Below are 12,629 nucleotides of genomic sequence, written 5' to 3' on the forward strand. Positions count from 1 at the left end.
CTGACATTTATCACAAGTACATGATAAACTGTCAACCTTAATATGAGTTTCAGTAAACCTTAATTAACCTTAACGCAGAGGGAGATCAATATAAAAGGTGGTTCCTGCACCGGGAGAACCGCATACGGAAATCTTTCCGCTGTGAAGTTCTACAATGTCTTTTGCAATGGCAAGGCCAAGGCCTGTTCCCTCCGGTTTCTGTTCTGTGGATGTTCCCCGGTAATACCGGTTAAAAATCTGCTCTGCTTCTTGGGCAGAAATGCCCTTTCCGTTGTCACTTATGAGGATCCGGAGTACAGGATCAGAAACACATGCCGAGAGGGTGACTTCTGTGTCCGGCTCCCCATGGGCAAAGGCATTGAGGATCAGGTTCCGGAAGGCTCTTGTAAAAAGTGTCCGGTCAAACGTATAGGGGATTGTTTCAAAAGAGGCTTCAAAGTGGATGGTGCGATGCGCAAACTCCGGGGTATTGAGAATATCGATCACCAGCTCTTTTAGAAAGCGTACTACATTTTGTTCCTTTGGTTTCATAGGGACCATGCCATTTGTCAATTGATAAGTAAGCTTCAGATCGTCGATCAGTGTTTCCATATACGCTGCATTTTTCAGCATGATACCAGCGTATTTTCTGCATTGTTCTTCATTTATATGTTGAGATTCCAGCAGTATTTCAGCGTAACCCTTGACAGGAGAGAGGGGTGTCTTCAGATCATGGGTGATGTTGGCGATCCATTCTTCCCTGGTTTTGTCGGTTTCCGCCTGCAGCCGGTCGCTTTCCCTGATCTCCTCATACAGTGTGTCCAGGCTCTCATAAAGGTCCGGAAAAATGCCTTTCCCACGGACGGGGAGGTATCTGCGCGAAGCAATCTCCCGGATGGAGATGGTAAGCTGTTTTACGGCTTTGGCAGTCCGGAAACCATAGAGTATGCCTGATATGGAGATGATGAGGAACAGAACGGCAGTTATGGGGAGTATGACGGACTTTCCGCCGGTAAAATGGTCGCCGTTTAAATACATAGTGATTTTGGAAAGCTTTACAGGGAAGTAAAGGATATAACTGTATTCTTTTCCCTCGTGGGAAAGTGTCCCAAGGAACGCAGAGGTATCACTTTTCTCTGTGGTGCCTGTCCGGTGAAGCGTAAGTAGAGCAGCAACGGAGTAGGATGTTTCTGCCTGAACCGGTTTTTGATAATGAAACAGCTCAAGACCGGAGGCGTCCAAAATCTGTATCCCGATCCTGTTTTTTTTAAGCAGCTCCAGGCCGGTCTGCTTGACTCTGGGGCTGTCATCTATGAAAATGATCTGTTCTTTAAAATTCTCTGAGATCTTGCCGGGCCAGTCACTCCGCGCGTATGTACCGTCAGGTTTTTTGACTGTTATGAGCCAGAAGGTGAGTATTGCGGCAGCAAGGAGGGTGCCCAGAAGAGAGAGGAAAAAAATTAGATAAACATGAAGCATGGTGCGGCAGCCGGATTTTTTCATTAATCAGTCCTTTTCCTGAGTTTGTAACCCAGGCCTTTCACAGTGATAAGCTGTTTGGGTTTAGACGGTGTATCTTCAATCTTTTCCCGAAGATGGCGGATATGGACCATGATAGTATTGTCACAGATACTGCTGTACTCTCCCCATACCTGTTCATAAAGCCGCTCCTTGCTGATGATCTTATCTGTATTTTCCATGAGGTAGGCTAAAAGAAGGAATTCCCGTCCGGTCAACGGGATCTCTTGTCCGGATCTATATGCCCGGCCGCTCTCTTTGTCAAGGGAGAGAGGCCCTGCTTTTAAAACAGGAACGTTTCCCGGGGAGGCTGCCAGCGAGTACTTCTGTCTGCGGAGCTGTGCCTTGACACGATAAACCACTTCACGGGGACTGAAAGGCTTGGTAATGTAATCATCCCCGCCGCAGGAAAGACCCAGGATTTTATCAATATCGTCATTTCTGGAGGAAAGAAACAAAATGGAGCAGTAGGAGAATTCACGGATTTTTCTGCAAACTTCAAGTCCATCCAAGTCAGGGAGCATAATGTCCAGAATGATTACATGAGGCTCAAATTCCCGGCAGACAGCCAGTGCCTCCGCTCCGGTATAAGCTTTCCGGATGTGGCAAAAGCCGTCCTGTGTCAATACTTCTTCCATCAGATCAGCGATATCTTTTTCATCATCTACCAATAGGATTTTTTCATCCATGATTTTCACCTGTTCCTTCCGAGATAGACTGCTTTACGGATAAGCAGCCTTATATTTTGTAAGCTGAAAGTATACAAGAACAAAAGAATAGAGTCAAGTTTGGGATTCGGTAACCTAATTGAGGTTCCGGAAACCCAGAGGCGTTATGCCTGTCATTTTTCTGAAAACAGATATAAAATGACTGGAATCCGTAAATCCCACCTTGTGGGCAATATCCTGGACCTCCATGCGGGGGTTTATGAGCAGGTATTCTTTTGCCTTGTTGATCCTGTAGATCGTCAGATATTCATAAGCGGAGCATCCGAGAAAACGGTTGAACAGCCGTGACAGATACTGAGGCGAGATAAAGACCTGCCGGCTTAATTCCTGCACGGTGAGCTCCGTGTTATAATTTGTTTCGATTTCCTGTATTGCAGGGGCAACATATCTCTGATACAGGGAATCTTCCATCAAGTTACGGGTATAGATGCCGTCCGCAAAAAAAAGCAGCAGCCGGTAACAGTCCGTGGACAGGGCTTTTACATCCATGGGAGGGTTCTCATATTTTTTTACTATATGGGAGATCAGTGATGCAATCTGTATTCCCTGCTCCTTATCTATAAAGAGGAACGGCCTGTTTCCCAGAAGCCTGGGGATGCTGCTCTCGATGGTTCCCGTAAAGGTGGCAAACATGGTAAGCCATTCATCTGTCTTTCTACCATAAGAATGTTGGATGAACGGCGCGATGAATACACCTTCCCCTTCCGGCAGAAGGTACTTTTTTCCCTGAATGGTTATTCTTCCGGTGCCTTTTTCGGACTGAAGGTAATGACAGAGCGGATAGCCTTTGGGGCGGGAGGTACTTTCCTGTACCCAGTGGTTTCCTATGGAATCAAAGGTAAAAGGCTCGCTGACCGGTGTGCTCCTAAAATGGATTGGCATAAGTATCACCTGTTTCAAAATATTATATTATTTAGCTTAACATATTACACAATAATCTGTCCATCTATAATATAATCAAGTTAGCCGATGACAAAGAGATTGGCACGGAGCTTTTGGGTGATTATAAGCAGAATAAGGAGACAGTGACATGAAAGGTAATTTTAAAAGAATTTTATACGGCGGGGACTATAATCCGAACCAGTGGCCAAAGGATATCTGGCAGGAAGATATGAGGATCTTTAAGGACGCACATATCAACAGCGCGACCGTTAATGTTTTTTCATGGGCAAAGATCCAGCCTTCAGAGGAGGTCTATGATTTCAGTGAGCTGGATGAGATCATAGAGATGCTTAGTAGGGAGAAGTATGACATTGTGCTTGCTACGTCCACAGCAGCGCTTCCGGCCTGGATGGTAAAGCGGTACCCGGAGGTGGCAAGGACTGATTATGAGGGAAGACACCACAAGTTCGGACAGCGGCATAATGCCTGTCCAAATTCTCCGGTTTATCAGAAGTATGCCGGGGCACTTGCAGGAGAATTGGCAAAAAGATACGGGAGCAATAAGCATGTCACTTGCTGGCATATTAACAATGAATACGGCGGGGACTGCTATTGTGAGAATTGCGAAAAAGCATTCCGGGTCTGGCTGAGGAAAAAATATAAAACATTGGAAGCGCTGAATAAAGCATGGAATCTGGAGTTTTGGGGACATACCATTTATGACTGGGATGAGGTTGTGCTGCCGAATGCGCTGAGCGAAGGACTGGATAATGATAAGACTGCATTTGCGGGGATTTCCATAGATTACCGCAGATTTATTTCAGACAGCCTTCTCAGCAATTTTGTTATGGAGAGAGACGCGGTACGCTGTTATGATAAGGAAACCCCGGTTACCACAAATCTGATGGGAACATACAAGGGCCTGGACTATTTTAAATGGGCGAAAGAAATGGATGTGGTGTCCTGGGATAACTATCCCAGTTACAATACTCCCTGGAGCCAGACCGCTATGTGCCATGATTTGATGCGGGGACTGAAGGATGAGCCGTTCATGCTCATGGAGCAGACACCCAGCCAGCAGAACTGGCAGCCGTACAACTCCCTGAAAAGGCCGGGACAGATGCGGGCACAGAGCTATCAGACCATTGCCCATGGGGCGGATACCATCCAGTTCTTCCAGCTTCGCCGAAGCGTGGGGGGCTGTGAAAAATTCCACGGGGCGGTGATCGCACATGTGGGAACTGAAGATACGAGAGTTTTCCGGGAAGTAAGTCAACTGGGGCAGGAGTTGGAACAACTGGGAGATATGACACTCGGTTCCGTGAATGAAGCAGAAGTGGGAATCGTATTTGACTGGGATAATTACTGGGCACTGGAATATACCAGCGGACCTACGGTGGATTTGACATATGTGGATCAGATCCATCAGTATTACAAATATTTTTACGAACGCAATATTCCGGTAAATATGATACCTTTTGACGGAGATCTTGACAGGTATAAAATCATTGTGGCCCCTGTGCTCTACATGGTAAAAGAAGGGATGCGGGAAGCCTTGGAGAACTTTGTACGAAAAGGCGGAGTCCTGGTCACCACGTATATGAGCGGAATTGTTGACCAGTCGGATAATGTGTATCTGGGCGGATATCCGGGAGTATTAAGCGATATGGCCGGCGTGTGGGTGGAAGAAATAGATGCCCTGGCACCGGAACAGCAAAATACAGTGATCTTTCATGACGGGGAAAGTGTACCGGGCAGGCTGGTATGTGACATCATTCATCTTAAAGGTGCGGAATGTATTGGCAGATATGGAAAAGATTTTTATGCGGAAAGTCCGGCAGTTACCAGAAACCGGTTTGGAGACGGGCATGTATATTACATAGGCACCGGAATGGACTGCCCGGGAATTGCAAAGGTTCTTGACATGGCAGCAGAAGATGGATGTGTGAAACCGGTTGTGGAGGAAGAGACCGGGCTTGAGATCACCTGCAGAAGGAAAGACGGATACAGGTATTATTTTGTCATTAACTTTAAAGAGGAAGATTTGGAAATCCCGTCCTGTCTTGCGGGAAATACGGATGTTCTGACGGGAGAGCCTGTGCGGAGCGGAGATACACTTTCAAAATATGATGTGAAGATCATTCGTACAAAAGAGTAGAACAGCAGTAATGGAAAAAAGGAGCTGATGTACCAGATGATGGGGCATCAGCTCCTTTTTGGGAAAGAACGCTTGTTCTATACACCCCTCTATGTTATACTGTAAGAAACCAATGTATAAGAATGGATACAGACCGGGAACCGGAATTTCTGTAAGTAGAGGTGGTATGAGGTGAAACGTTGTATTGCAGTGGCCGGAATAGCTTAGAGACCAAATATTGATTCTAGGAGGATTTTATATGACTATTCCGGAGAAAGAGATTTATCCCCGCACAGGAGATAAACAGACTATTTATTTAAAAAGTGTGATCACAGACCCTGGCATAACCGTGGGCGAATATACAATGTATAACGATTTTGTCCATGACCCGGTGCTGTTTGAAAAGAATAACGTATTGTATCATTATCCGATAAACAAGGATAAACTGATCATCGGGAAATTCTGTTCGATTGCCTGTGGTGCGAAATTTTTGTTTAACAGTGCCAACCATACGTTCCGCTCTTTGTCAACATATCCGTTTCCGCTTTTCTTTGAAGAGTGGGGGCTGGATAAAAAGAATGTGACGGATTCCTGGGACAACAAAGGAGATATTGTGATCGGCAATGATGTGTGGATCGGTTACGAGGCTGTGGTCATGGCAGGTGTCACCATTGGCGACGGGGCAGTCATAGGAGCCCGTGCGGTTGTGACTAAGGATGTTTTACCCTATACAATTGTGGGAGGGATACCTGCGAAGCCCATAAGAAAACGCTTTTCAGAGGAAACCATTTCGGCACTGCTTGCACTCAAGTGGTGGGACTGGCCAAAAGAAAAGATCGCGCAGAAGATAGAAGCGATTCAATCCGGCTGTGTGGAACAGCTTCGTGAAAGCAACCAGTAATTACAGCGGCAGTAAGAAGGGGGCCTTTCGGGGCCCCTGACTGATATGTGTGCAGGATATTGTCCGGTAATTGCGTGTAGGATATTGTCCGGTCTTCAAATATGAAAGGATGTGAAGTGATATGAAAATAGATATGGTACCCCGCATTTTGCAATTGGTGTCCCTGGTGCTTATGCTGATCAGTCTGTATTCAAAAGAAGAGATGCCATTGATTCTTGCAGCCATTGTAATGGTCATCTGTGTTGCTCTGAATTTTTATCTGAGCGCAAAAGATAAAAAATAAATTTATCATAGGGAAGTGACAATGGAGAAAGAGATAAAGAATGCCCTGCTTGAAAATCTGGACAAATTACATACAACAGAATTGGGTGTTGTACGGATCAAGAGAAATCTTTCACTGGACACGGATCTGGTGGTGGAATGGTGCAAAACAGAAATACGATCACCACGTGCCGGTATCACAAGAAAAGGAAAAAATTGGTATGTAGATATAGATGGCTGTGTGATAACTGTAAATGCCAATAGCTGGACGATCATAACAGCACACAGGGAAAAGCGCGGAGGGCGCAAGAAATGAATTATATAAAAGAGAACAAAGCAGCATGGGAGGAAGCGTTTGAACACAGGCATCCTGGCTGGGGGGAAGAAAATTATATAGAATTAATACATGAGAGACTTCCGTTTTTCTGCCCGGATGTCATAAAAGAACTGGAAGCAATAGAGTTCAAAGAGAAAACCATTTCCCAGTTTTGCTGCAACAATGGACGTGAACTTCTGTCTTTGATGCAGTTGGGCGCTAAAAATGCGGTTGGTTTTGATATTGCGGAAAACATCATAAAACAGGCAGAAGAAACGGCAGCGAAAGCCGGTATTGATAACTGTCAGTTCGTCTCCTGTAATATACTTGAGATTCCGGATACTTACAGAAGTCAATTTGATTTTATCCTGTTTACTGTTGGGGCCCTCACATGGTTTGAGGACCTGAAGATGCTTATGGGAAAAGTTTCCGATTGTTTAAAACCGGGAGGAATGCTGTTTATCCATGACTTTCATCCGGTCATGAATATGCTGCCACTGCCCGGTGAACCGGCATTTGACGAGCAGCATTTAAATAAAATAGAATATTCCTATTTCAGAAAAGAACCATGGATAGAGAACGAAGGTATGGGATATATGTCGGAGACCTATGATTCAAAGACATTTACCAGCTTCTCCCACACAATGGCTGACCTGATCAATGCAGTCAGTTCTGCACAGATGCGTGTTGTGAAACTGAAAGAGTTTGATTACGATGTTGGATTGACAGAGGCCTATGATGACAAGGGATTTCCGCTGTCTTATCTTTTGATCAGCGAAAAGAGATAGCCGTTCCATTTCCCATACGGGGACCGAAAGGAACGGATTTTATAGTACAGGGGAGAAGAAATGCAGGGAAACGGCGAAAAAAAGTGGGAGCGAAATAGAATCCTATATTTGATCCTGATCATAACAACCATGATCCTAGGAATCTCATCCAGAAAGTTTGGATCATATCTTCCGGTATTGTTCCGGGAATATGCCGGAGATACACTCTGGGCGCTCATGGTATTTTGGGGAATCGGTTTTTTGTTTTTAAAAATATCCACAGGAAAGGCGGCGATCGCTGCCCTGTTGTTTTCCTATGCGATTGAGTTTTCACAGTTATATCAGGCAGAATGGATCAATGTGCTGCGCCATACAACCTTGGGAGGCCTGGTATTGGGGTTTGGCTTTCTGTGGAGTGATCTTGTGTGCTACACCGTGGGGGTTCTGGCCGGAGGGCTGATAGAAAAAGGGTTATGGAGATTCCTGTTACGGCCCAAAAATGAAGCAGGAAATGCATGAATTGAGGATGGAGAATTATGGGGGAATCCTATTTAAAGATCGGAAAAGCTTTTGGGTGGACTGTTGTATATTTGGGAGTTATGCTGTTTTATACATTTTTAGATGTAACAGTATGGCGGAATGTATTTCCTGAGACAGCTGGCTGGCTTAATACAATAACAACGATCATTTGTGTATGCGGATTCATAGAGTTATTGAGAAAAAAGGGATATCGGGTCAATATGCTGGCAAATATAACACCAACCGGTCTTTTGCTTGCGGTTGGATGTTCTGTTTTGTTTTATCTGCTTCTGGATAATTTCCTGGACCCTATATTTGAAAGTCTCTTTCCCGTAAGTGAACAAAACTATCAGGAGACAATACAGAGTTTACGCGCAGCACCGGTTACAAGTCTGCTGCAGGTATGTATCATTGCACCTGTCATTGAGGAAATATTCATGCGGGGGTTTGTTCTTGGCGGTCTGAAAAAAACTTATGGAGGTGCGGCGGCATTGCTGGTTTCGTCTGCCCTTTTTGCCCTCCTTCATTTCAATATGGTACAGACTTTCTCAGCGTTTATATGTGCCATTTTCTTAGGGAGTCTTTATCTGTATAAAGAATCTATATTATGCTGCATCATTGCACACTGCGGTTATAATCTGATATCGTATGTTACGATGATCTATCCATATATAGAAAAGTAAATACCCAAATACCGTGATCATTTCTCACAAGTCCTGAAAAAAACCCTTCATTATAACACCAGACTTTTTGTTGGTGGTACTGTAATTTTGTAAGGAGGTGTTGATCAATGAAAACATATAAAACTTTAGAAATTGCACAACTCATCGGCATTCATCCCAACACGGTCCGTATGTATGAAGAATTGGAGCTGATTCCAAAACCGGAGAGGCAGCCAAATGGTTACAGAGTTTTTACAGATATTCATGTAGAACAATTTCGGCTTGCACGCCTTGCGTTTCAGATTGAGGTGCTGCAAAACGGACTGCGAAGAAAAATCGTGCGTATGGTAAAAACATCCGCAGCAGGCGACTATGATACGGCTTTGAAGCTCACACAGGAATATCTGATGCAGGTCAGGGAGGAAATAGCCAATGCGGAGGAGGCCATTGTGATTGTAAAACAGATTTTAGACGGCCGGACGGAAGAAAACATCCACGCAATGAAAAGGAAAGAAGTATCCGAATACCTGAAAATTTCTATGGATACCTTGAGAAATTGGGAAATGAATGGCCTGCTGACTGTCCGGCGCAAGCGCAACGGGTATCGTGTTTATACCGATGAAGATATAAAACGGCTAAAGATCATCCGTTCCCTGAGATGTGCCAATTATTCACTGGAGGCCATTTTGACGATGCTTGTTCAGTTATCCCAAGATCCTGAGATAGATATAAAAAAAGCACTGGACACACCAAGAGAAGATACTGAAATCATTGCGGTATGTGATAAACTGGTGACGTCCCTCATGGCTGCAATGTGCAATGCGGAGAAAATGATCCTTAAACTAAAAGATATGAAAAGCAGATTTTCTTAACCTCTCTGTTTTACCACCAATGTTATTTTGGCTAATAAGCATTAGGCGCAGTACGCTTCGTTTGACTAAGGCGTGCTGCGCCTTAATTTTAGATATTCCAGAAACCTTTTTTCAAACCCAAGTTGTCGTTTGTTCGTAGCGTTCACCTAATTGCATCAACATTTTAAATATCATTTTGAACACCTTAGGTATTTCAATCATTCCGGCACATTCCCCTTTGCGAACGGTACCTAAATTATGATGATTGAGTTTCAACCCTCCACTTTAACACCAATGTTTTTTTCCGTGATATCCTTGACCTTGATAAAACAATTAGGAGGAAGATCAAATGCAGGAAGTGATCAAAGTCGGGCAGCTTACAAAATCTTACGGTGAACTGACCGCAGTGGAAAACATAAGTTTATCGGTTGACAGGGGGATGGTTTTTGGACTGCTCGGGGCCAATGGCGCGGGAAAATCCACCACAATTGAATGCATTCTGGGTACGAAAAAGGCCGACCGGGGGATTGTCCGTATTTTAGGGACAGACCCATTAAAAGACCGGAAAAAACTTTTTGAGGAGGTGGGAGTTCAGTTTCAGGAGAGCAGCTATCAGGAGCAGATCACCGTGGCGGAGCTTTGTCAGGTGACGGCCTCTTTATACAAAAAATCTGCGGATCCCTTTGAACTGCTTGCAAGGTTCGGAATCGCGGATAAAAGGAAAAGTCTTGTCAAGGATTTATCCGGCGGGCAGAAACAGCGTCTGTTCATTGTTCTGGCACTGATATCCAATCCGGAAGTGGTATTTTTGGACGAACTGACTACCGGACTGGATGCAAAGGCGCGCCGGGAGGTCTGGAAGATCCTTTCAGACCTTAAGGAAAAAGGGTTGACTATTTTTTTGACCTCACATTTCATGGATGAGGTGGAAGCTTTATGTGACTGCATCTGCATTCTGCGGGAAGGGAAAATCGTTTTTTACGGCACGGTTTCTGAGGCTATAGAAAAAAGTCCATATGAGAAATTTGAGGATGCTTATCTTTGGTACACAGACGAGGAGGAACAGAACAATGAAAACATTTAAAACTATGTTAAAAACAGAACTGAGTTTGTCGCTGCGGGGAATGGATATGTTCATTTTTGCAATCTGTGTTCCAATCGTGGTATTGGTTATTCTGGGGATCCTATACGGGGATAAGCCTGCCTATCCGGGTGCGGAATTTACTTTTCTGGAACAATCTTTTGGAGCCATCGCCACGATCTCTATCTGTGCCGGCGGTGTCATGGGACTACCATTGGTTGTATCTGATTACCGCAGCAGACATATACTGAAGCGTTATAAAGTCACACCAGTCAGTCCTTCTATGATCTTATTTGTGCAGGTAGTCATCTATACCCTATATGCGGTGATCTCCTTTTTATTACTGTATCTTACGGCGGCAGTTTTCTTCGGATATGAATTTCGCGGGTCTGTGTTTCAGTTTCTGGGAGGCTATCTTTTAGTGCTGGTATCCATGTTCAGCATTGGCATGATGGTGGGAGGTATTGCGCCTAATACAAAAATAGCAGGTGTGATCGCAAGTATATTATATTTCCCTATGCTGATATTTTCCGGTGCAACGCTTCCCTATGAGGTTATGCCTGATACCATGCAAAAAGCGGCGAATGTGCTGCCCTTGACGCAGGGGATAAAACTGCTGAAGGCAGCTTCTCTTGGAGAAAGTGTAGATCATGTGCTGATTTCCATTATTCTTATGGCCGTGATTGCCATATTTTGTACCGTGACAGCATTTCGTTTTTTTAAATGGGAATAAACACTGAAACTTCATGCGTAAGCGTAACGGGGCGGTTTTCATCCGCTCCGCTTTTCGGATTCTTCTATGGAATAGAAATGTGTTTTGTTGACAAAAACTGTCTATGCTATATAATAAAAAACATAGGAAAAATCAGTCCGGTGCAGGCAAAAAGGAACGGATGATAATATGAAAAAAAGGTATTTTTACCACAGCAAGGAACAGAAGCGCATGAACATATACAAGGATCTGCAGAGAGAGCGGATGAAAGACGAGAGGAGTTAACGCTTATGATATATACAACTGATTATGCCTCACCGGTCGGAAGGATTTTGATCGCTGCGAAACACGAAGCATTGATTGGTCTCTGGATAGAAAATCAAAAATATTTTCTCGGCTCCATCAAAGAGGAAACAAAAACATGTCATGAACTGACAGTGCTTGTCCGGGCAAAAACCTGGCTGGACCGCTATTTTGGCGGGGAAAAACCGGAAACCAAAGAATTACCCCTTGCGCCTGAAGGCAGTGGATTTCGGAAAAGGATATGGGAAATCCTCATGGAGATTCCATATGGTGAGGTCACTACATATGGTGAGATAGCGGAAAAAGTGGCCGCAAGGCAGGGCATTGACAGAATGTCAGCGCAGGCAGTAGGCGGGGCGGTGGGGCATAACCCCATTTCCATCATCATCCCCTGCCACCGGGTGGTCGGTTCCAATGGCAGCTTGACGGGGTATGCAGGCGGCATTGATAAAAAGATAGCGCTGCTCACACATGAGGGTGTTTCCATGGATAAATTCTTTGTGCCCCAAAAGGGGACTGCCCTGTAAAAGGCCCAAAATAGAAGAGGAGTTAAGGGATGTATAGACATGAGACCTGGAGGATTGCGTATGTATGAAAGAATGCTGAATAAACAGGAAGAGCCAACCATAAGCCAAATGACTGCGTTCTGCGGTGAAAACGCAGAACTGTTTACGTTACTGAATGAGTGGTTATCCCAAACATATGGTTCTGCACAGAAGATCACGTTTCCCTACGGCAATCACTATGGCTGGGGAATCGCCCATAGAAAAAAGCAGAAACTGCTGTGTAATATTTTTGCAGAAGATAACGCATTTACCGTGATGATGAGATTATCTGATAAGCAGTTTGATTCTGTATATAGCCAGGTGCGGAAATATACCCAGGACTTTATTGATAACAGATATTCCTGCGGGGACGGCGGCTGGATCCAATACCGTGTCACATGCAGGGAACAATTTGAGGATATTCAAAAATTATTATGTGTCAAATGTTCATAACCACAAATAGGAAA

The 12,629-nt window shown here is 44.5% G+C and carries 15 protein-coding genes; 12 read left to right on the plus strand and 3 right to left on the minus strand.

Annotation, left to right across the window (positions count from 1 at the left end; translation table 11 throughout):
* Positions 1-69: 69 nt before the first annotated feature.
* The 3 genes from CI595_RS09125 to CI595_RS09135 all read right to left on the minus strand — a co-directional run bounded on the left by CI595_RS09125 (position 70) and on the right by CI595_RS09135 (position 3,107).
* Positions 70-1,482 (minus strand): sensor histidine kinase, encoded by a 1,413-nt coding sequence (locus tag CI595_RS09125; protein ID WP_095172937.1) that lies wholly within the window; start codon positions 1,480-1,482, stop codon positions 70-72.
* A complete protein-coding gene (locus CI595_RS09130; RefSeq protein ID WP_095172938.1) occupies positions 1,482-2,186 on the minus strand; it encodes a response regulator transcription factor in 705 nt (234 codons plus the stop codon). Before CI595_RS09130 ends, CI595_RS09125 begins: the two co-directional genes overlap by 1 nt.
* Before the next feature lie 114 nt (positions 2,187-2,300).
* On the minus strand, positions 2,301-3,107 hold the full coding sequence (locus CI595_RS09135; protein ID WP_095172939.1) for an AraC family transcriptional regulator: 807 nt from the start codon (positions 3,105-3,107) through the stop codon (positions 2,301-2,303).
* A gap of 148 nt (positions 3,108-3,255) precedes the next feature.
* On the opposite strand from CI595_RS09135, the gene CI595_RS09140 reads away from it, so the two are divergent.
* The 12 genes from CI595_RS09140 (at position 3,256) to CI595_RS09190 (ending at position 12,615) form a co-directional block, all read left to right on the plus strand.
* On the plus strand, positions 3,256-5,265 hold the full coding sequence (locus CI595_RS09140; protein WP_095172940.1) for a beta-galactosidase: 2,010 nt from the start codon (positions 3,256-3,258) through the stop codon (positions 5,263-5,265).
* A 238-nt stretch (positions 5,266-5,503) separates the two neighbouring features.
* Positions 5,504-6,145: a CatB-related O-acetyltransferase gene (locus CI595_RS09145; RefSeq protein ID WP_095172941.1), complete on the plus strand. Its 642-nt coding sequence runs from the start codon at positions 5,504-5,506 to the stop codon at positions 6,143-6,145.
* Positions 6,146-6,266: 121 nt separating this feature from the next.
* A complete protein-coding gene (locus CI595_RS26010) occupies positions 6,267-6,428 on the plus strand; it encodes a hypothetical protein (RefSeq protein WP_156087459.1) in 162 nt (53 codons plus the stop codon).
* 21 nt (positions 6,429-6,449) lie between these two features.
* Positions 6,450-6,722, plus strand: coding sequence for a DUF3781 domain-containing protein (locus CI595_RS09150; protein ID WP_187144011.1), 273 nt, complete (start codon positions 6,450-6,452; stop codon positions 6,720-6,722).
* Entirely contained in the window at positions 6,719-7,510 is a 792-nt protein-coding gene (locus tag CI595_RS09155) for a class I SAM-dependent methyltransferase (RefSeq protein ID WP_095172942.1), read from the plus strand. The genes CI595_RS09150 and CI595_RS09155 overlap by 4 nt, the downstream gene beginning before the upstream one ends.
* A 60-nt stretch (positions 7,511-7,570) precedes the next feature.
* Positions 7,571-8,008, plus strand: a complete 438-nt coding sequence (locus CI595_RS09160; RefSeq protein WP_095172943.1) for a ribosomal maturation YjgA family protein — start codon at positions 7,571-7,573, stop codon at positions 8,006-8,008.
* Positions 8,009-8,025: 17 nt separating this feature from the next.
* Complete coding sequence (locus tag CI595_RS09165) at positions 8,026-8,691, plus strand: CPBP family intramembrane glutamic endopeptidase (RefSeq protein WP_095172944.1); 666 nt, start codon at positions 8,026-8,028, stop codon at positions 8,689-8,691.
* 107 nt (positions 8,692-8,798) lie between these two features.
* Complete coding sequence (locus tag CI595_RS09170; protein ID WP_095172945.1) at positions 8,799-9,542, plus strand: MerR family transcriptional regulator; 744 nt, start codon at positions 8,799-8,801, stop codon at positions 9,540-9,542.
* A gap of 328 nt (positions 9,543-9,870) precedes the next feature.
* The gene (locus tag CI595_RS09175) at positions 9,871-10,605 is read left to right on the plus strand and encodes an ABC transporter ATP-binding protein (protein ID WP_095172946.1); all 735 of its coding nucleotides are present in this window, start codon (positions 9,871-9,873) and stop codon (positions 10,603-10,605) included.
* Entirely contained in the window at positions 10,592-11,335 is a 744-nt protein-coding gene (locus CI595_RS09180; protein ID WP_095172947.1) for an ABC transporter permease, read from the plus strand. The genes CI595_RS09175 and CI595_RS09180 overlap by 14 nt, the downstream gene beginning before the upstream one ends.
* A 269-nt stretch (positions 11,336-11,604) precedes the next feature.
* Positions 11,605-12,144, plus strand: coding sequence for a methylated-DNA--[protein]-cysteine S-methyltransferase (locus CI595_RS09185; RefSeq protein WP_095172948.1), 540 nt, complete (start codon positions 11,605-11,607; stop codon positions 12,142-12,144).
* A gap of 60 nt (positions 12,145-12,204) precedes the next feature.
* A complete protein-coding gene (locus CI595_RS09190; RefSeq protein ID WP_095172949.1) occupies positions 12,205-12,615 on the plus strand; it encodes a DUF3788 domain-containing protein in 411 nt (136 codons plus the stop codon).
* The last annotated feature ends 14 nt before the right edge of the window (positions 12,616-12,629 follow it).

The sequence above is a fragment of the Blautia hominis genome (assembly GCA_002270465.1).
GTDB classification, from domain to species: domain Bacteria; phylum Bacillota; class Clostridia; order Lachnospirales; family Lachnospiraceae; genus Blautia; species Blautia hominis.